19 protein-coding genes are annotated in these 18,021 nt (G+C 69.1%); 13 read left to right on the top strand and 6 right to left on the bottom strand.

Translation table 11 applies throughout. The features are described from left to right. Positions 1-174: 174 nt before the first annotated feature. Positions 175-1,344 (bottom strand): hypothetical protein, encoded by a 1,170-nt coding sequence (locus tag AC2SGK_RS08435; protein ID WP_488323137.1) that lies wholly within the window; start codon positions 1,342-1,344, stop codon positions 175-177. Between the two features lie 69 nt (positions 1,345-1,413). Further along, on the bottom strand, positions 1,414-2,376 hold the full coding sequence (mdh, locus tag AC2SGK_RS08440; protein WP_488323138.1) for a malate dehydrogenase: 963 nt from the start codon (positions 2,374-2,376) through the stop codon (positions 1,414-1,416). Positions 2,377-2,533: 157 nt separating this feature from the next. Between mdh and AC2SGK_RS08445 the strand changes: the two genes are divergently transcribed. The 12 genes from AC2SGK_RS08445 to AC2SGK_RS08500 all read left to right on the top strand — a co-directional run bounded on the left by AC2SGK_RS08445 (position 2,534) and on the right by AC2SGK_RS08500 (position 11,180). After that, positions 2,534-3,283: a sulfite exporter TauE/SafE family protein gene (locus tag AC2SGK_RS08445; protein ID WP_488323139.1), complete on the top strand. Its 750-nt coding sequence runs from the start codon at positions 2,534-2,536 to the stop codon at positions 3,281-3,283. A gap of 83 nt (positions 3,284-3,366) precedes the next feature. Next, a complete protein-coding gene (locus tag AC2SGK_RS08450) occupies positions 3,367-4,209 on the top strand; it encodes an HpcH/HpaI aldolase/citrate lyase family protein (RefSeq protein ID WP_488323140.1) in 843 nt (280 codons plus the stop codon). A gap of 42 nt (positions 4,210-4,251) precedes the next feature. Further along, positions 4,252-4,803, top strand: a complete 552-nt coding sequence (locus AC2SGK_RS08455) for an NnrU family protein (RefSeq protein ID WP_488323141.1) — start codon at positions 4,252-4,254, stop codon at positions 4,801-4,803. 1 nt (position 4,804) lies between these two features. Continuing rightward, positions 4,805-5,011 carry a DUF1737 domain-containing protein gene (locus tag AC2SGK_RS08460; RefSeq protein WP_488323142.1) on the top strand — a complete coding sequence of 69 codons (207 nt, stop codon included), beginning with the start codon at positions 4,805-4,807 and terminating at the stop codon, positions 5,009-5,011. Further along, on the top strand, positions 5,008-6,042 hold the full coding sequence (locus tag AC2SGK_RS08465) for a MaoC family dehydratase (RefSeq protein WP_488323143.1): 1,035 nt from the start codon (positions 5,008-5,010) through the stop codon (positions 6,040-6,042). The genes AC2SGK_RS08460 and AC2SGK_RS08465 overlap by 4 nt, the downstream gene beginning before the upstream one ends. A gap of 234 nt (positions 6,043-6,276) precedes the next feature. Further along, positions 6,277-6,669, top strand: a complete 393-nt coding sequence (sdhC, locus tag AC2SGK_RS08470) for a succinate dehydrogenase, cytochrome b556 subunit (RefSeq protein WP_488323144.1) — start codon at positions 6,277-6,279, stop codon at positions 6,667-6,669. Positions 6,670-6,676: 7 nt separating this feature from the next. Further along, positions 6,677-7,066: a succinate dehydrogenase, hydrophobic membrane anchor protein gene (locus tag AC2SGK_RS08475; protein WP_488323145.1), complete on the top strand. Its 390-nt coding sequence runs from the start codon at positions 6,677-6,679 to the stop codon at positions 7,064-7,066. A 7-nt stretch (positions 7,067-7,073) separates the two neighbouring features. Beyond that, a complete protein-coding gene (sdhA, locus tag AC2SGK_RS08480) occupies positions 7,074-8,876 on the top strand; it encodes a succinate dehydrogenase flavoprotein subunit (RefSeq protein ID WP_488323146.1) in 1,803 nt (600 codons plus the stop codon). Continuing rightward, positions 8,876-9,244, top strand: a complete 369-nt coding sequence (locus tag AC2SGK_RS08485; protein WP_488323147.1) for a hypothetical protein — start codon at positions 8,876-8,878, stop codon at positions 9,242-9,244. The genes sdhA and AC2SGK_RS08485 overlap by 1 nt, the downstream gene beginning before the upstream one ends. Positions 9,245-9,248: 4 nt before the next feature. Continuing rightward, entirely contained in the window at positions 9,249-9,566 is a 318-nt protein-coding gene (locus AC2SGK_RS08490; RefSeq protein ID WP_488323148.1) for a hypothetical protein, read from the top strand. After that, entirely contained in the window at positions 9,566-10,387 is an 822-nt protein-coding gene (locus AC2SGK_RS08495) for a hypothetical protein (RefSeq protein WP_488323149.1), read from the top strand. Before AC2SGK_RS08490 ends, AC2SGK_RS08495 begins: the two co-directional genes overlap by 1 nt. 13 nt (positions 10,388-10,400) lie before the next feature. Next, the gene (locus tag AC2SGK_RS08500; protein WP_488323150.1) at positions 10,401-11,180 is read left to right on the top strand and encodes a succinate dehydrogenase iron-sulfur subunit; all 780 of its coding nucleotides are present in this window, start codon (positions 10,401-10,403) and stop codon (positions 11,178-11,180) included. Between the two features lie 137 nt (positions 11,181-11,317). Here AC2SGK_RS08500 and glyS read toward each other — a convergent pair whose 3' ends face one another. Genes glyS through AC2SGK_RS08515 form a run of 3 tightly spaced genes read right to left on the bottom strand, consistent with a single transcriptional unit; the run spans position 11,318 to position 15,098 of the window. Then, positions 11,318-13,687 carry a glycine--tRNA ligase subunit beta gene (gene glyS, locus AC2SGK_RS08505; RefSeq protein WP_488323151.1) on the bottom strand — a complete coding sequence of 790 codons (2,370 nt, stop codon included), beginning with the start codon at positions 13,685-13,687 and terminating at the stop codon, positions 11,318-11,320. Beyond that, positions 13,687-14,178, bottom strand: a complete 492-nt coding sequence (locus AC2SGK_RS08510) for a DUF6446 family protein (RefSeq protein ID WP_488323152.1) — start codon at positions 14,176-14,178, stop codon at positions 13,687-13,689. Before AC2SGK_RS08510 ends, glyS begins: the two co-directional genes overlap by 1 nt. Continuing rightward, positions 14,175-15,098 carry a glycine--tRNA ligase subunit alpha gene (locus tag AC2SGK_RS08515; RefSeq protein ID WP_411839153.1) on the bottom strand — a complete coding sequence of 308 codons (924 nt, stop codon included), beginning with the start codon at positions 15,096-15,098 and terminating at the stop codon, positions 14,175-14,177. The genes AC2SGK_RS08510 and AC2SGK_RS08515 overlap by 4 nt, the downstream gene beginning before the upstream one ends. Before the next feature lie 116 nt (positions 15,099-15,214). Here AC2SGK_RS08515 and AC2SGK_RS08520 point away from each other — a divergent pair, with 116 nt between their 5' ends. Next, positions 15,215-16,516, top strand: coding sequence for a peptidoglycan-binding domain-containing protein (locus tag AC2SGK_RS08520; protein WP_488323153.1), 1,302 nt, complete (start codon positions 15,215-15,217; stop codon positions 16,514-16,516). Between the two features lie 5 nt (positions 16,517-16,521). Here AC2SGK_RS08520 and AC2SGK_RS08525 read toward each other — a convergent pair whose 3' ends face one another. Next, complete coding sequence (locus tag AC2SGK_RS08525) at positions 16,522-17,973, bottom strand: TrkH family potassium uptake protein (protein ID WP_488323154.1); 1,452 nt, start codon at positions 17,971-17,973, stop codon at positions 16,522-16,524. Between the last annotated feature and the right edge of the window lie 48 nt (positions 17,974-18,021).

Below are 18,021 nucleotides of genomic sequence, written 5' to 3' on the forward strand. Positions count from 1 at the left end.
CGTTCGGTTCGACAGATTTGGGGCCTTGTGCCACGCTGTCGCGGCACACAGAAACGAATTCCCCGTAAAATGCGCAAAACCGGCGGGAAGTTGCCGAATGTGATCACAGCCAGATTTGCCGTGATCACAAAGCTGCCGCGCCGATAGCGCAAGCAGCGCGATTCGACCGCAGCGTCAGTTCAGCAGCAGCATCGTCAGGCCCGCCCGCGCGCCCAGGCTGCCCAGAAACCGGTCCCAATTGTCGCGCCCAACGGTCAGGCCGGGACGGGCATAGGGCAGGGCGGCGCTGCCCTGCACCCAGTCCGCGACCTCGACCGGCGCGGGCTCGCGCAGCCACTGCGCCAGATCGACGCCATGGCCCGGCGCGAACCGCCAGTAGGGGATCAGCATCCGCCCCTCCAACGCCTGTTCGACCTCGTCCAGGATGGCCAGCCACATGGGGCCGGTGCCGGGCGGCAGGGCAAAGCCCAGGGCGGCCTGCTGGGCGTCGTTCGGGATCCATTCGCGGTCGTTGTCGGTCTCGGTCGCGACCTCGGCCCAGAACAGGCGGTTCGCGGCGACCATGGCGCGCAGGTGATCGCCCGCGGCCTGGGTCAGCGCCGCATCGGGCTGCCGACGCAGCGTCTGCAGCACCACGGCGATGCGGTCGACGACGGGTCCGAAGGCGCGGGCCTGCATGTCCATGTTCGGCGCGCGTGCCATCTGGCCGGGCGGTTCGGCGAACTGCTCGGCCAGCGCGGCCTCCAGCGCGATGCGCTGCGCCAGGGCGGGTTCGGGGTCGAAGGCCAGGATCAGGGACGCGACCCCCTCGATCAGGTGGGTATAGGCGCGCAGCCAGTGGATGTCGGCGGCGTCGAATCGCACCTCGGCCGGGCCTTCGGGGAAGGGCAGGCCCGAGAGAGTCTGGATGTCCTCGCCCGGTCCGCGGCGACCGTCGCCGTCCACGTCCAGCCACAGTGCGCGCAGGTCCAGCACCAGCACGGCCGGATCGTCGGGCAGCGCGTCACGCGTCCGCTGCATCGCGCCCGAGATGTCGCGCATGATCGCGCTCACGAAATCGGCCGTCATCGGCTGCGGGTCGGGATTGGGGGGCAGGGGCGCGCCCAGAAGCGGCAGCGGCAGCAGCGGCTCGATCGCGCCGATCCGGTGGCGGGCCTGGAAGGCGGCCTCGATCCCGCCCAGGAAATGCGCGGCGGCCAGGCCCAGGTCGCGGTCGGGCGAGGCGGGCTGCGCCTCCAGCGCGGCGCGGGCTGCGGCGGGGCCGTCGCGGGCGATCAGCGCGCCCGCCTCCTGCGACCAGGCGGGGGCCGCGATCAGCGACAGGGCGGCAAGCAGGCGGAACATGGCGGACCCCGGAAAAAGGAAACGGCGCGCCGATCATGGCGCGCCGTTCCACGGTTTCGCAAGTGCCGATCAGGCCAGCGAGGGATCGATGCCCTTGCAAGCCTCGACCAGGCCCTTCACCGCGTCCACCGACTTGTCCATCATCGCCTGCTCGGCGCTGTCCAGCTTGATGTCGATGATCTTCTCGACGCCGCCGGCGCCGATCACGGTCGGGACGCCGACATACATGCCCTTGAGGCCATAGGCGCCTTCCACATGCGCCGCGCAGGGCAGGACGCGCTTCTGGTCCTTCAGATAGGCCTCGGCCATCTCGATGGCGCTGGTCGCGGGGGCGTAGAACGCGCTGCCGGTCTTCAGCAGGCCCACGATCTCGGCGCCGCCGTCGCGGGTGCGCTGGACGATGGCGTCCAGCTTGTCCTGCGTCGTCCAGCCCATCTTGACCAGGTCGGGCAGCGGGATGCCCGCGACGGTCGAATAGCGGACCAGCGGCACCATCGTGTCGCCATGCCCGCCCAGCACGAAGGCCGTCACGTCCTTCATCGACACGTCGAATTCCAGCGACAGGAAATGGCGGAAGCGCGCGGAATCCAGCACGCCCGCCATGCCGCAGACCTTGTTGTGGGGCAGGCCGCTGAACTCGCGCAGCGCCCAGACCATCGCGTCCAGCGGGTTGGTGATGCAGATCACGAAGGCGTCCGGGGCGTGCTTGGCGATGCCCTCGCCCACCGACTTCATGACCTTGAGGTTGATGCCCAAGAGGTCGTCGCGGCTCATGCCCGGCTTGCGCGGCACGCCCGCGGTCACGATGCAGACGTCGGCGCCGGCGATGTCGGCATAGTCGTTCGTGCCCTTCAGGCGCGCGTCGAAGCCTTCGGACGGGCCCGATTCGGCGATGTCCAAGGCCTTGCCCTGGGGGGTGCCTTCCGAGATGTCGAACAGGACGACGTCGCCCAGCTCCTTCATCGCGGCCAGATGCGCCAGCGTGCCGCCGATCTGCCCTGCACCGATCAGTGCAATCTTGGGTCGGGCCATGGGTAACCTCCGATACATGGTGGAATGTTGCGGCAGGGGTAAGCGCTCGCGCATGAATGCGCAAGCCGTCCCTGCCGCGCTGCGGCACTGTTGGCGCTGACACTGGACTCCGCCGCTGCGGCGGGGCAGGGATTGCACGTCGTGCAGGAGGGTGCGGATGCTGGATCTGACGGCGGGGGGCTGGGCGCTGGCCGTCATCGCGGCGGTCGCGGTGGGCCTGTCCAAGGGCGGGCTGGCCATGGTCGGCATCATCAGCGTGCCGCTGATGTCGCTGGTCATGTCGCCGGTGCAGGCGGCGGGGCTGCTGCTGCCCATCTATGTGGTGTCGGACGTGGGCGGGCTGATCGCGTTTCGCCGCAACCTGGACCGCCGCGCGCTGATGCTGGCGCTGCCCGGCGCGATGGTGGGCATCGGCGTGGGCTGGGCCACGGCCAGCATCGTGCCGGTGCGTGGCGTCACGCTGATCGTGGGCGTCATTGGGCTGGGATTCGCGTTGAACGCGCTGATCCGGCCGGCGCCGGATGCCGCGCCGCGCCCGGCGCGGGGCAGGGCGGCCACGATCTGGGGCGGGCTGGCGGGCTATACCAGCTTCGTCAGCCATGCGGGCGCGCCGTTGTGGCAGGTCTATGCCCAGCCCCTGCGCCTGTCGCCGCTGATCTATGCGGGCACGACGACCTGGTTCTTTGCCATCGGCAACTGGGTTAAGCTGATTCCCTATGCCGCGCTCGGGCAGCTGTCGGCGGCGAACCTGGCCACGGCTGCGGTCCTGATGCCGCTGTCGCTGGTCTCGGTCTGGGTCGGGCTGCGGCTGGTGCGGATCATCCCGGCCGCGCTGTTCTATCGGCTGATCACATGGGGCCTGCTGGCGGTGTCGCTAAGGCTGATCTGGCAAGGTCTGGCAGGCTGATCGCCGCGCTGCGGCATTTTGCGCTTGCCATATGTGACGCGACGCGTCACCAAGGCGCAAGATTGTTGCCCGGAGGTTTTCCTATGGCCCGCCCCTACCGTTCAGTCCTCTACATCCCCGCCGCCAATGCCCGCGCGATGGAGAAGGCGCGCGGCCTTGCCGCCGACGCGATCATCTTCGACCTGGAGGATGCCGTAGCACCCGACGCCAAGGACGCGGCCCGCGATGCGCTGGCCCAGGCCCTGGCGCAGGATTACGGCCCCCGCGCGCGGATCGTGCGCATCAACGCGCTGTCCACGGAATGGGGCGCGGATGACGCGCGCGCCTGTGCGGGGCTGGCGATCGACGCGGTGCTGATCCCCAAGGTGGACGGCCCGGACGATCTGGACCGCGTGGCCGCGCTGGTCCCCGACACGCCCCTCTGGGCGATGATGGAGACGCCGCGCGCGATGCTGAACGCTGCCGCCATCGCCGCCCATCCGCGGCTGGAGGGGATGGTGATGGGCACCAACGACCTGGCCAAGGAGCTGGGCAGCCGCTTCCGTCCCGATCGCCTGCCGATGATGGCCGGGCTGGGCCTGTGCCTGCTGGCGGCCAAGGCGGAGGGGGTCGTGATCGTGGATGGCGTCTTCAACGCGTTCAAGGACGAGGACGGCCTGCGCGCGGAATGCGAACAGGGCCGCGACATGGGCTTCGACGGCAAGACCCTGATCCACCCCGCCCAGCTGGACATCGCCAACGCGGCCTTCGCGCCGACCGGGGAGGAGGTCGCCCTGGCCCGCCGCCAGATCGAGGCCTTCGACGCCGCCGCGGCCGAGGGCAAGGGGGTCGCCGTGGTCGATGGCCGCATCGTGGAGAACCTGCATGTCGCGACCGCCCGCCAGACGCTGGAGCGCGCGGAGGCGATTGCGGCCATGGCGCAATAAGGGCAGTCTGCGCGCCACAAGCTCCAGCGAGAGGAAAGCCAGATGCTGATCCTGATCCTAGGCGTGGCCCTGTGGTGGGCGGCGCATCTCTACAAGCGGATGGCGCCCGCCAGCCGCGCGGCGATGGGCGACCGGGGCAAGGGCCTGGTCGCGGGCCTGCTGGTCCTGTCGGTCGTGCTGATGGTCATCGGCTATCGCGGCGCGACGGGCGCGTTCTTCTGGGGTCCGAACCCGGCCTTCGTGGGGATCAACAACCTTTTGGTGCTGGTGGCCTTCTACCTGTTCGCGGCCGCGGGAATGAAGACGCGGGTGACCGCGCTCACGCGGCATCCGCAGCTCTGGGGCTTCTCGCTCTGGGCGGCGGCGCATCTGCTGGTGAACGGCGACACGCCGTCCTTCGTGCTGTTCGGCGGGCTGCTGGCCTGGGCGCTGGTCGAGATGGCGGTGATCAACCGCGCCGCCCCCTGGGTCCGCCCGACCGGACCCTTCCCCGCCCGCAAGGAGGCGATGGCCGCCGTCGGCGCCGTCATCGTCATGATCGTGATCGGCCTGATCCACGGCTGGATCGGCCCCTGGCCCTTCGGAGGAGCCTGAAATGCCCCTGATCTATCGCTGCATCACCGAGGACGACACGTCGCAGTTCTGCCACCGCGTCAGCGAGGCCCTGTCCAAGGGCTGGTCGCTGCACGGCAGCCCCACCATGGCCCATGACCCCGTGAAGGGCGTGATGCGCATGGGTCAGGCCGTCACCAAGCAGATCGAGGCGGACTACCACCCCGAGATGAAGCTGGGACAGCAATGACCAAGACCAATCCGGGACGGTTCTTCGAGGATTACACGGTCGGCCAGACCATCCGCCATGCCGTGCCCCGCACCGTGGCGGAGGGGGAGCGGGCGCTCTACCACGCGCTCTATCCTGCGCGGCATGCGCTGTATTCGTCGGACGAATTCGCGATCACCTGTGGTCTGGACGGCAGCCCGCTGGACGATCTGCTGGCCTTCCACACGGTCTTCGGCAAGACGGTGCCCGATGTCAGCCTGAACGCGGTGGCCAATCTGGGATACGCCCAGGGGCGCTGGCTGCGGCCGGTATGGCCGGGCGACACGCTGCGCGCCGAAAGCCAGGTGATCGGCCTGCGGCAGAACTCCAACGGCCAGTCGGGCGTGGTCTGGGTGCGGACCCAGGGGCTGAACCAGGTCGAGGAGGTCGTGCTGGACTATGTCCGGTGGGTCATGGTCCGCAAGCGCGACCCCCATGCCCCGGCGCCCGAGACGGTGGTGCCCGATCTGGCCGACAGCGTCGATCCGGCCGACCTGATCGTGCCGGAGGGGTTGAACTTCTCCGAATACGACTTTGATCTGGCAGCAGAACCCCATCGGTGGGGCGATTACGCGGTGGGCGAGGTCATCGACCATGTCGATGCCGTCACCATCGAGGAGGCCGAGCACATGCTGGCCACCCGCCTGTGGCAGAACACCGCCAAGGTGCATTTCGACGCCACCCACCGCCCCGACGGGCGGCGGCTGATCTATGGCGGCCATGTCATCAGCCTGGCGCGCGCGCTGTCCTTCAACGGGCTGGCCAATGCGCAGATGATCGTGGCGCTGAACGCGGGCGCGCATGCGAATCCCTGCTTTGCGGGCGATACGGTGCGGGCCTGGTCCGAGGTCCTGGACCGCGCCCCGACCGAGGCGCCGGGCGTCGGCGCAATCCGCCTGCGCCTGGTCGCGACACGGGGCGATGCAGCGCCGGGAGCGCTGCGCGACGATCAGTGGCGCTACCTGCCCGACGTGCTGCTGGATCTGGATTACTGGGCGCTGATCCCGGTCTGAGTCGGCCGCCCCGCTGTCCTGCGCTAACGGTCGGCGGGGCTGTGATCACAGCTGCCACGCCCGTGATCACAAAGGCGGATTTCCGCGGCATTTGCGCGCGCGGGGTGGCATCCCGGCGTGACAGGTGTCATCTGTCAGGCCAGTAACGGCACCAATCGCCAGCCCGCGCGGGCCAGCCCGACCCTGATGGGCCCCCGCGCCGGGATCGCTGAACCGATCAAAGGAGGGCCGCCAATGGCCGACGTGAACCGGGGTAACCGGCCGCTTTCCCCCCATCTTCAGGTCTATCGTCTGCCGATGCCGGCGATCACCTCGATCCTGACCCGCATCACCGGGCACGCGCTGTCGGCGGGCCTCCTGCTGCTGGTCTGGTGGCTGGTCGCCGCCGTGACCAGCCCCGGCGCCTTCGCCGCGGCCGATTGGGTCATGCGCTCCTGGCTGGGCTTCCTGGTCATGACCGCCTCCACCTGGGCGCTGTGGTTCCACGCGCTGTCGGGCGTGCGGCACCTCTTCTACGACAACGGCCTGGGGCTGGAGATCGCGGAGGCGCGCAACTCCTCCTGGGCCATCATCATCGGCTCGGTCGCGCTGACCGTGCTGAGCCTGATCATCTTCTTCATCGGCTGAGGGCATCATGCGATACATCACCCCCCGCAAGGCCGCGCAGGGGCTGGGATCGGCCCGCGCGGGCACCCAGCACCATTGGAACATCACGATGAGCAGCTATGCGCTGATCGTGCTGACGCCGCTGTTCCTGATCGCCGTGGGCGGCGCCATCGGCCTGCCCCAGGACCAGGTGGTGGCCCATTTCGGCCGCCCCTTCCCGGGCATCATCACCGCGCTGTTCGTGATCGTCGGCATGCTGCATTTCATCAAGGGGTCGCAGGGCGGCGCGATCGCGGACTATGTCCACGGCACCGCCCAGCAGCTGGCGATGGTCGCGATCGCGATCTTTGGCTGGGGCGTGATCGCCGCCGCCATCTTTGCGCTGGCCAAGATGGCCTTCACCCTTCCCGCGATCTGAGGACGACATGGCAGCTTACCAAACAACCGTTCACGACTATGACGTGGTCGTCGTGGGTGCCGGTGGCGCGGGTCTGCGCGCGACGCTCGGCATGGCCGAACAGGGCCTGCGCACGGCCTGCGTGACCAAGGTCTTCCCGACGCGCTCGCACACCGTCGCGGCCCAGGGCGGCATCGCCGCGTCCCTGTCCAACATGGGACCCGACAGCTGGCAGTGGCACATGTACGACACCGTCAAGGGGTCGGACTGGCTGGGCGACACGGACGCCATGGAATACCTGGCGCGCGAGGCGCCCAAGGCCGTCTATGAGCTGGAGCATTACGGCGTGCCGTTCAGCCGGACCGAGGACGGGCGCATCTATCAGCGTCCCTTCGGCGGCCACACGACAGAATTCGGCGAAGGCCCCCCGGTCCAGCGCACCTGCGCCGCGGCCGACCGCACCGGCCACGCCATCTTGCACACGCTCTATGGCCAGTCGCTCAAGAACAACGCGGAATTCTTCATCGAATATTTCGCGCTGGACCTGATCATCACCGATGGCCGCTGCACTGGCGTCGTCTGCTGGAAGCTGGACGACGGCACGATGCATGTCTTCAACGCCAAGATGGTGGTGCTGGCGACCGGCGGTTACGGCCGCGCCTATTTCAGCGCGACCAGCGCCCATACCTGCACCGGCGACGGCGGCGGCATGGTCGCCCGCGCGGGCCTGCCCCTGCAGGACATGGAGTTCGTGCAGTTCCACCCGACCGGCATCTACGGCTCTGGCTGCCTGATCACCGAAGGCGCGCGGGGCGAGGGCGGTTACCTGACCAACTCCGAGGGCGAGCGGTTCATGGAGCGCTATGCGCCCACCTACAAGGACCTGGCCAGCCGCGATGTGGTCAGCCGCTGCATGACGCTGGAGATCCGCGAGGGTCGCGGCGTCGGCGGCGACAAGGACCACATCTTCCTGAACCTGATGCACCTGCCGCCCGAGACCCTGCATGAGCGTCTGCCGGGCATCAGCGAGAGCGCCAAGATCTTTGCCGGCGTCGACGTGACCCGCGCGCCGATCCCGGTGATCCCGACCGTGCATTACAACATGGGTGGCATCCCCACGAACTATTGGGGCGAGGTGCTGGCGCCGACGCCGGAAAACCCCGACGCGGTCTTCCCCGGCCTGATGGCCGTGGGCGAGGCGGGCTGCGCCTCGGTGCATGGCGCGAACCGGCTTGGTTCGAACAGCCTGATCGACCTGGTGGTCTTCGGCCGCGCCGCCGCGATCCGCGCGGGCGAGGTCGTGGACCGTGCGGGCGCCGTGCCCTCCACCAACCAGGCCGAGGTCGACCGCGCGCTGGACCGCTTCGACGGGCTGCGCCACGCCAAGGGCAGCGTCGGCACGGCCGAGCTGCGCAACGAGATGCAGCGCACCATGCAGGCCGATGCCGCGGTGTTCCGCACCGACAAGACCCTGGCCGAGGGCGTCAGCAAGATGGAGGCCATCGCGGCCAAGCTGGACGACCTGAAGGTGACGGATCGCGGATTGATCTGGAACACGGACCTGATGGAGACGTTGGAGCTGACGAACCTGATGCCCAACGCCCTGACGACCATCGTGGCGGCCGAAGCGCGCAAGGAAAGCCGCGGCGCCCATGCGCACGAGGATTATCCTGAGCGGGATGACGCCAACTGGCGCAAGCATTCGCTTGCCTGGGTGGACGGGAACAAGGTTAAACTGGCCTACCGCCCCGTCCATCTGGAGCCGCTCACCAAGGCCGAGGAAGGCGGGATCGACCTGCAGAAGATCGCTCCGAAGAAAAGGGTTTATTGATGCGTTTCAACCTTCTCGCCGCCTTCGGCCTGGCGGCCGCCACCTTGGCCGGCTGCGTGGCTCCGGTTCCCACGACCGGACCGGCCGTCCCCTCGGCCCCGGGCGTCGCCCCGGCGCCGACCATTCTGGACGCTGCGTCGCGCCAGATCGCGCGCAATGTCGTGGACGCGGAGATGAGCCGCCGCCTGCCGGGCGTCAACGTCTCGCCCTACACCGATTGCGTGGTCAACAACGCCACCACGGCGGAGCTGATCGACATCGCGCAGATGTCGCGTTCGGGTGCGACCGGCACCGCCGACAGCGTGGCGTCGATCGTCTCGCGCCCGGCCACGACCCAGTGCATCGCCGCCGCGGCGCGCACGGCCTGACCTGATGATCGCGCAGGCCATCCGTCTCGGGCTGCTGCCGCTGATCGCGGCGGTGGCGGCCTGCGGCCCGATCCCGGTGGATCAGGCCGAACGGATATGTCTGCGCGACGCGCAACTGGCCGAACGCCCGCGCGGCAGCGTCGCGATGGGCGTCGGCTCCGGCTCGGGCGGCACCCGCGGCTATGGCCGGCTGGAGCTGGAGATCAGCAGCGACTATGTCCGCAGGCGCGACCCGTCGGACGTGTTCAACCGCTGCGTCCTGCGCCGGTCGGGCCAGATGCCCGTCCGCGTGCTGGCCGACCAGCCGGGCTGGAGGGGCTGATGGACCGCCCCCTCGTCCTGCATGTTGGCGTGCAGAAGACCGGCACGACCAGCCTGCAACGCTTTCTGCGCCTGTCGCAACCGGGCCTGTCGGATGCGCTGATCGTGCGCACCCCCGAGGCCGGGACCCCGATGCGGCCCCTGGGCCGCGCAGCCATCGCCTTCAGCCTGTCGGGCGGCGAGATCGAGGGCGCGGTGCTGGACGCGGCCTTTGAAACGGTGCTGGACGGCATCCCCGACGACGGTCGCGCGGTGATCCTGAGCCATGAGAACCTGGCCGGCGCCATGCCGGGAAATGGCGGCGAGACGAGGCTGTTCCCGGCGCTGCCCGCGATCCTGTCGCGGCTGCTGCCCTTGGCCGAGGCGCGGGGCTTTGCCCCTGTCGTCGCGGTCTGCACGCGCCGAATGCAGACCTGGCTACCCTCGGTCTGGGCGCAGGCGGTGCGCACCGACAGCTATTCCGGCACGCTGGAGACCTTCCGCACCGAGACGCGCGACCTGCCGGGCTGGGGCGACCTGATCCGGCGGCTGGAAGCGGCGGTCGGACCCCGGCGTGTGGCGCGGCTGCGGCTGGAGGAGGGCGATCCCGACCGGCCGGGCCTCGCGCTGATGGCGCTGGCCGGACTGCCCGAGGCGCGTCTTGCCGCATTGCCCCCGCTGGCGGAACGCGCGATGGAGCGCCTGTCCCCGGGCGCCACCGAATTCCTGCGCCGCCTGAACGGGTTGGCGCTGAACCCGCATGCCCGCGACCGGGTGGCCGATCTGGTGGCCCGCTCGCAACCCCTGTTCACGGCCCATGTGCCGTCCGAAGGCACTCTCTGAAAGGAGCTACCCCATGGTCCAGTTCACCTTGCCCAAGAACAGCCAGATCCGGGTCGGCAAGACCTGGCCCAAGCCCGAGGGCGCGACCAACGTCAAGAAGTTCAAGATTTATCGGTGGGACCCCGAGACCGGCGAGAACCCGCGTCTGGACACCTATTTCGTCGATCTGGACAAATGCGGCCCGATGATGCTGGACGCGCTGATCAAGATCAAATCCGAGATCGACCCGACCCTGTCCTTCCGCCGCTCGTGCCGCGAGGGTATCTGCGGGTCCTGCGCGATGGTGATCGACGGCGGCAACAAGCTGGCCTGCATCTTCGGCATCGACGAGGTCAAGGGCGACGTGGCGATCTATCCGCTGCCGCACATGCCGGTGGTCAAGGACCTGGTGCCGGACCTGACGCATTTCTATGCGCAGCACGCCTCGGTGAACCCCTATCTGCAGACCAAGTCGCCCACGCCGGGCAAGGAGTGGAAGCAGTCGATCGAGGACCGCAAGAAGCTGGACGGTCTGTATGAGTGCATCCTGTGCGCGTCGTGCTCGACCTCCTGCCCGAGCTATTGGTGGAACGGCGACCGCTATCTGGGACCGGCCGCGCTGCTGCATGCCTATCGCTGGATCATCGACAGCCGCGACGAGGCGACGGGCGAGCGGCTGGACGAGCTGGAGGATCCCTTCAAGCTGTACCGTTGCCACACAATCATGAACTGCACCAACACCTGCCCCAAGGGGTTGAACCCCGCCAAGGCCATCGCCTCGATCAAACACATGATGGTGGAACGCGCCGTCTGATTTTGCGTCCCGCGACGGAGGGCGGGGGGCCAGCCCCCCGCACCCCCCGCCGAGGGGACGTGCCGTCCCCTCGGGCTCCCCTGCGGGACGGCGCTTGTGGAAACGGCCCGGAGAGCGATCTCCGGGCCGTTTGCCGTTCAGCCGTCGATGCGGGTGAAGTCGGCGATTTGCCGCCCCGCCTCGCGGATGCGGCTGAGCAGGTTCAGGCGGTTGCGCCGGACGATCTGGTGGTCGGTATTGACCTGGACGGCCTCGAAGAAGGCGTCGATGGGGGCGCGCAGGGCGGCGATGGCGGTCATCGCCGCCGGGTAGTCCTCGGCGGCCATGGCGCGCCTGATCGCGGGTTCGGCCTGGTCCAGCGCGGCGAAGAGGGCGCGTTCTTGGTCGGTCTCGGCGAACTTGACGTCGGCGCCGAAGCTGTATTCGACGCCGTCCTGCGCCTCGGCCTGGGCCAAAATGTTGCCCGCGCGTTTCAGGCCCTGGGTCAGGTTGCGGCCATCCTCGGTCGCCAGCATCGCGTTCAGCGCCGTGGCACGGGCCACCACGCGGACCAGGTCGTCATTGCCCTCCTGCGCCAGCACCGCGTCGATGATGTCGTGACGGATGCCCTGGTCGCGCAGGTAGACCTTCAGGCGGTCGTGGAGGAAGGAGAGGAGATTTGAAATCAACTCTCCAGCCGTGGGAATAACCAGATTGAACTGTGCTTCTTGAGCGCCAAGGAAGTCTACGTGCTCCGGTGGCCAGTTCATCGGATCAACGGTACAAACCACACGCCACAGTTCTGCATCGGCCCAGTCGTTGACATTGAACGTTGTAAAAAACAAAGGTGTGAACCATCGATCTTGGTCAGCTTCGAGCGTCCAAGGCTGGAACGGCGATGCACTGTAAAGCAGCCGACGCTGCGCAATTTCTTCAAGGCGTTCGCCCGGCTTTATCGACCTGAACAACCACTTCCCTTGACCGTCCTCGACACCGGAAATGACCGATGCAAATGCGGATTTCAGTATTTCAGATAGCCGGAGGTGTATCGCGTTTCCGTATAGCAACCGGATCACCCCCAAGGCCGCCCGCCGCAACGCAAACGGGTCCTTGGATCCCGTAGGTTTTTCATCAATTGCCCAGAAGCCGGTCAGCGTGTCGATCTTGTCGGCCAGGGCCACGGCGACCGAGACGGGCGCGGTCGGCACCGCGTCGGAGGGGCCGAGGGGGGAGTAGTGGTCGCGCGCGGCATCGGCCACGGCCTCGGGCTCTCCGGCCTTCAGTGCGTAATAGCGGCCCATCGTGCCCTGCAGTTCGGGGAACTCTCCGACCATGGCCGAGCGCAGGTCCAGCTTGGCCAGACGCGCGGCGCGTTCCGCCTGGTCCGGGTCGGCCCCGACCAGAGGCGCGATCTCGCGGGCCAGTGCGGCGATGCGTTCGATGCGGTCGGCCTGGGAGCCGAGCTTGTTGTGGAAGGTCACCACGCCCAGGCCCTCGGCCCAGGCCGCCATGCCCGCCTTCGCCTCGCGCAGGTCGTTCTCCCAGAAAAAGGCGGCGTCCGAGAGGCGCGCGGCTAGGACGCGCTGGTTGCCCGCAAGGATCGTCGCGCCGTCATCGGGCGTCTGGATGTTCGCGACGGTGACAAAACCCTCGATCCGGCCGGTGGCGGGGTTCTGGGCCGAGAAGAACTTCTGATGCTCCTTCATCGAGGTCTGCAGGACCTCCGGGGGCAGGGCCAGGAAACGCTCCTCGATCACGCCCATCAGGGGGACGGGCCATTCGACTAGGCCCGCGACCTCGGCCAGCAGGCCGTCGTCGGGGACGATCCGCCAGCCGCGGGCAAAGGCCAGGTTGTCGGCCTGCGACCGGATCTCGGAGGCCCGCTCCTCGGCGTCCAGCATCACGCGGGCGGGGCGCAGCTTCGCGGCATAGTCGTCAAAGCCGCTGACGGTGAAGGCGTCGGGCGCCATGAAGCGGTGGCCGCGGGTGGTGTTGCCCGCCTCAATGCCGTCCACGGTCAGCGGGACGACGGTCGCGCCGGCCTCATCGGACAGGATGCACAGGATCGAATGCAGCGGACGCACCCACCGCAGATTGCCCGAACCCCACCGCATGGATTTGGGCCAGGGGAAGTTGCGGATCGTGGCCTCCAGCACCTCGGCCACGATATGGGCCGCCGGGCGGCCGGGGCGTTCGATGGTGGCGAACCAGACCTGGCCCTTCTTGTCGTCGCGCGCCTCCAGCTGATCGCGGGTCAGGCCCGTGCTGCGCAGAAAGCCCTCCAGCGCGGCCTCGGGGGCGTCGGTGCGGGGACCCTTGCGTTCCTCGCGCGTCGTGGGGCTGGCGGCCGTCAGACCCTGGACGGTCAGGGCCAGGCGGCGCGGCGTGCTGAAGGCGCCCGCGCCGGCATAGGTCAGCCCGGCCTCGACCAGGCCGTCGGTCACCAGACGTTTCAGGTCCTCACGCGCGCGGGCCTGCATGCGGGCCGGGATTTCTTCCGAGAAAAGCTCGATCAGCAGGTCGGGCATCAGTCCATCACTCCGCGTTCCGGGGTCTTGTCGTTATATTGGTGCCAGCCATAGATGCGGCCGTCGGGATAGACGGCCAGCACCCGGTCCACGTCGGGGCGGATGTCGCTGACCGAGAGGACCGCGCGGGCCGCGCCGCTTTCCAGATCGCCGCCGATCCGCGCCGCGTCGAAACAGGCGAACCAGCGCGGCGCGTTCAGCGGCGTGGCCCCGTCGAAGGGCAGGGCACTGGCCATCAGCCCGTCCAGCGCGGCCTGATCGACCGTGGCGCAGGCGCGCCAGCGCAGCGGGCTGCTGTCGGCGTCGATCCCCTCGAACCCGGTCAGGGGCAGGTCGCGCGCGCCGTCCGCCGTGGCCAGCACGATGGCCGCGCCGGGCCCGTTCGGGTCGATCGGATCGTAATACAGGTATTCCTGCGCGTACCACATGCCCGCGCCCGCGGCGACGGTGCTGCCCAGCAGGGCGACGGCCGCGACCTTGCCCCAGTTCACGGGGCCGCTCCGGCCGCGTCCGTGGTCAGGAACAGGTCGGCGCAGCCCTTGGCCAGCGCGCGCACGCGGCCGATATAGGCCTGGCGTTCGGTCACGCTGATGACGCCGCGCGCGTCCAGCAGGTTGAACAGGTGGCTGGCCTTGATCGCCTGGTCATAGGCGGGATGGGCCATCGGGATGGTGCGGCCTGCGGCGTCGGTGCGCTCGGCCGCCAGGATGCGGGCGCATTCGGCCTCGGCGTCCTTGAAATGCTGGAACAGCATCTCGGTGTCGGCCTGATCGAAGTTCCAGCGGCTGTATTCCTGCTCGGTCTGGCGGAAGATGTCGCCATAGGTCAGCGGAATGGGGCTGTCGGGGTCGTTGAAGGGCATGTCCATGACATGCTCGACGCCCAGCACATACATGGCCAGACGCTCCAGCCCGTAGGTCAGCTCGCCGCTGACGGGCTTGCAGTCATGGCCCCCGACCTGCTGGAAATAGGTGAACTGGCTGACCTCCATGCCGTCGCACCAGACCTCCCAGCCCAGGCCCCATGCGCCGAGCGTCGGGCTCTCCCAGTCATCCTCGACGAAGCGGACGTCATGGACCATCGGGTCCAGCCCGATCGCGCGCAGGCTGCCCAGATACAGCTCCTGCAGGTCGGGGGGGCTGGGCTTGATGATGACCTGATACTGATAGTAGTGCTGCAGGCGGTTCGGGTTCTCGCCATAGCGGCCGTCGGTCGGGCGGCGGGATGGCTGGACATAGGCCGCGGCCCAGGACCGGCCGCCGAGAGCGCGCAGCGTGGTCGCGGGGTGGAAGGTCCCGGCGCCGACCTCCATGTCATAGGGCTGCAGCACGGCGCAGCCCTGCGCCGCCCAATAGGTCTGCAGCGCCAAGATGATCTCCTGAAAGCTGCGGGGTCGGTTGGGGCTGGTCATCGGGCCATCCTTTTGCGTAGATCGGGCGCATGCGTCGGCGTCTTCTAGGCGCGCGGTGGAACAGGGTCAACAATGGCCCGACGGCGGCGGCGACCGCGACAGAATGGCAGGACGGAATGACGGGCAGGATGATGCGGTCGGGCGGCGTGGCGGCGTGGATGCTGGCGGCGATGGTGCCGGGCCTCGCGCCTGCGCAGGAGGCGGTGATCCGGCTGGAGGCCAAGCGCGCCCCCGAGGCCGTGGCCCAGGCCGCGCGGGACTGGGCCGGACGCTTCGACGGGGTGGTGACGCTGCCGCTGGAGGGGGGCTGGACGAGCATCGCCATCGGCCCGCTGCCCGCCGACCGGGCCGGGCCGCTGCTGGAGCAGCTAAAGGCCGCGGGCAAGGTGCCGCAGGACGCCTTCGTCAGCCAGCCTGCCGCCGGGACGGTGCTGACGCCGGTCGGCGACACCGCCGTCGCGCCCGCGACAGTGGCCGAACCCGCGGCCCCGCCGCCGCCGGGCTGGTTCCTGCGGCTGGAATCCTTCGAGACCCGCCCCGCGGCCGAGGCGGCCCTGGCGCGGGTTCGCGCCGATCTGCCGCAGGCGGGGCTCTGGGCGCTGCCCGACGGCTGGTTCGCGGTGGCCCTGGGGCCGCTCCCGCGCGAGGCGGCTGACGCCTGGCTGCCGATCCTGTCGCAGGCGGGGGTGATCCCCAAGGACGCGGTCGTGAACCCCGCCGCCGATCTGGGCACGGCCATCGAGGCCGGCGCGGCGCCGGACCTGCCCGCGCCCGACGCGCCCCAGCCCCTGCCGCCGCTGGATCAGGTCCAGCGCGCGCTGCGATGGGCGGGGCATTACGACGGAGCGATCGACGGCAAGGACGGTCCGCGCACCCAGGCCGCGATCCGGGCCGAGATCGCCACCGCGCGGGCCTCGACCGATCCCGGCACCGCGCTGCGGTTGCTGGAGGAGCGGCGCGCGGCCTGGTCGCGCGCGCAGGGGCTGGCGCCGCTGGTCGATGCGGCCACCGGGCTGCGCGTCACCGCGCCGATGCGCGCGCTGACCTTCGACCGGGCGGAGCGCGCGCTGTCGATCTATGGGCCCAAGGACGGGTCGGGGGCGGCGCTGATCCTCTTCAGCCAGCCCGGCGGTCAGCAGGAGCTGCTGGACTTGGCGGGGCTGGTGACGGCGCTTGGCTGGGTGCCCAGCCCCGAACGCGCGGTGGCGCGCGACCATGTCAGCCTGCGCGGCGCAAATGCGGCCCATGCGGCGACGGCCGAGGGCTGGGTCCGCGACGGCCGGGCGGAGGGATATGTGCTGATCTGGCCCGCGTCGGACGCGGAGACCGCGACGCGCCTGGCCGCGGAGCTGAGCGACAGCCTGACCCGCCACGCCCCCGGCGCGAACGAGGCGCCCCAGCCCCCCGCGCTGCCCTGAGCGCCTCAGCCCCGCCAGAAGCGGGGCAGCAGCAGCACCAGGACCGAGATCAGCTCGAGCCGGCCCAGGAACATGCCGAGCGTCATCATCCATTTGGCCAGTTCCGGGAAGTCGGCGATCGAGCCGTTGCCGGTCACCTCCGGTCCCCAGACCGGGCCGATGTTGGCGATGGTCGTCCAGGCGGCGGTCAGCGCGGTGCGCGGGTGCAGCCCGGTCAGCGACAGGCCCACGATCAGCAGGCCGAAGGTCAGGAAGAACAACGTGAAGAAGGCCATCACCGAATCGACCACGTCCTGGTCCAGCGGCTGGCCGTCATAGCGCAGCGGATAGACGCGGTGCGGCGAGTGCATCCGGCGGATCTGGGCGCGCACGGCCTCGAACAGCACCAGATAGCGGAAGATCTTGACCGAACAGCCCGTCGATCCGGTGCAGCCGCCGATCAGCCCGACGATGACCAGCACCATCAGCGGCAGATGGCCCCATCCGGTCACGTCCTCACTGGCGAAACCGGTCCCCGAGAAGGTCGAGACGACGTTGAAGACCGTGCTGCGCACCATCCCCTGCGGGTCGTCGACCTGTCCCAGCCACAGCACGCGATAGAGCAGGATGATGATCACCGCATAGCAGATCCAGCGCAGATAGGCCCGGACCTGGATGTCGCGCCACAACGGCTTGGCTTGACCGCGCATCAGCTGCACCATCCGGATGAACGGCACCGAGGCCAGGATCATGAAGACCGACGAGGCCCATTGCGCCGGTCCCAGAAAGGCCCCGAAGCTGGCGTCATAGTTCGAGAACCCGCCGGTCGAGACCGTGCTGAAGGCCTGCACCACCGCATCGAACCCGGTCATGCCCAGCATCAGGTAGGTCACCAGGCAGGCCCCGGTCAGGATCAGGTAGAGCTGTGTCATCTCTCCGGCGATCTGGCCCGCGCGGGGCAGCACCTTGCCGAACGTGTCGAAGCCCTCGGACCGGAAGAACTGCATGCCGCCCACCTTCATCACCGGCAGGAAGACCATCGCGACCACGACGATCCCCAGGCCCCCCGCCCAGTGCAGGATCGCGCGCCACAGGTGGATGCCCCGCGCCAGATCGTCCAGTTCGGGAAAGACGGTGGTGCCGGTGGTGGTGAAGCCCGACATGGATTCGAACATCGCGTCGGTGAAGCTGGCATCCGGCTCTCCCAGCATGAAGGGCAGGGCGCCGAAGGCGGGCAGCACGATCCAGATGCCCGAGGTCAGCAGAAAGGCCTGATGCAGCGTCAGGTGGTCGTAGCGCCCGGCCGTGGCGACGGCCAGCATCACCCCCGACACCATGGTCAGCACCGCCGATTGCAGGAACACGACCCAATGCGGGTCGCCATGCCACCAGTCCACCGCCATCGGAGCGACCATCATGGCGCCGATCACGGTCAGGATCTTTCCGATCGGATGGGCCACGGGGCGGATGTCGATCATCGCCTCTGGTTGCCAAGCGCGCCGCGGCGCGTCAAGTGGCCCCGCGGG

The sequence above is a fragment of the Paracoccus sp. NIOT.M2S5SZ12 genome, assembly GCF_057748165.1.

Bases quoted from the DNA above. Each gene is read 5' to 3' on its own strand.
- AC2SGK_RS08460 (WP_488323142.1), top strand. From the start codon at position 4,805: ATGCCCCTGATCTATCGCTGCATCACCGAGGACGACACGTCGCAGTTC.
- AC2SGK_RS08435 (WP_488323137.1), bottom strand. From the start codon at position 1,344: ATGTTCCGCCTGCTTGCCGCCCTGTCGCTGATCGCGGCCCCCGCCTGG.
- AC2SGK_RS08465 (WP_488323143.1), top strand. From the start codon at position 5,008: ATGACCAAGACCAATCCGGGACGGTTCTTCGAGGATTACACGGTCGGC.
- AC2SGK_RS08450 (WP_488323140.1), top strand. From the start codon at position 3,367: ATGGCCCGCCCCTACCGTTCAGTCCTCTACATCCCCGCCGCCAATGCC.
- sdhC (WP_488323144.1), top strand. From the start codon at position 6,277: ATGGCCGACGTGAACCGGGGTAACCGGCCGCTTTCCCCCCATCTTCAG.
- AC2SGK_RS08490 (WP_488323148.1), top strand. From the start codon at position 9,249: ATGATCGCGCAGGCCATCCGTCTCGGGCTGCTGCCGCTGATCGCGGCG.
- sdhA (WP_488323146.1), top strand. From the start codon at position 7,074: ATGGCAGCTTACCAAACAACCGTTCACGACTATGACGTGGTCGTCGTG.
- AC2SGK_RS08445 (WP_488323139.1), top strand. From the start codon at position 2,534: ATGCTGGATCTGACGGCGGGGGGCTGGGCGCTGGCCGTCATCGCGGCG.
- AC2SGK_RS08515 (WP_411839153.1), bottom strand. From the start codon at position 15,098: ATGACCAGCCCCAACCGACCCCGCAGCTTTCAGGAGATCATCTTGGCG.
- AC2SGK_RS08485 (WP_488323147.1), top strand. From the start codon at position 8,876: ATGCGTTTCAACCTTCTCGCCGCCTTCGGCCTGGCGGCCGCCACCTTG.
- glyS (WP_488323151.1), bottom strand. From the start codon at position 13,687: ATGCCCGACCTGCTGATCGAGCTTTTCTCGGAAGAAATCCCGGCCCGC.
- AC2SGK_RS08455 (WP_488323141.1), top strand. From the start codon at position 4,252: ATGCTGATCCTGATCCTAGGCGTGGCCCTGTGGTGGGCGGCGCATCTC.
- mdh (WP_488323138.1), bottom strand. From the start codon at position 2,376: ATGGCCCGACCCAAGATTGCACTGATCGGTGCAGGGCAGATCGGCGGC.
- AC2SGK_RS08475 (WP_488323145.1), top strand. From the start codon at position 6,677: ATGCGATACATCACCCCCCGCAAGGCCGCGCAGGGGCTGGGATCGGCC.
- AC2SGK_RS08500 (WP_488323150.1), top strand. From the start codon at position 10,401: ATGGTCCAGTTCACCTTGCCCAAGAACAGCCAGATCCGGGTCGGCAAG.
- AC2SGK_RS08495 (WP_488323149.1), top strand. From the start codon at position 9,566: ATGGACCGCCCCCTCGTCCTGCATGTTGGCGTGCAGAAGACCGGCACG.
- AC2SGK_RS08520 (WP_488323153.1), top strand. From the start codon at position 15,215: ATGACGGGCAGGATGATGCGGTCGGGCGGCGTGGCGGCGTGGATGCTG.
- AC2SGK_RS08525 (WP_488323154.1), bottom strand. From the start codon at position 17,973: ATGATCGACATCCGCCCCGTGGCCCATCCGATCGGAAAGATCCTGACC.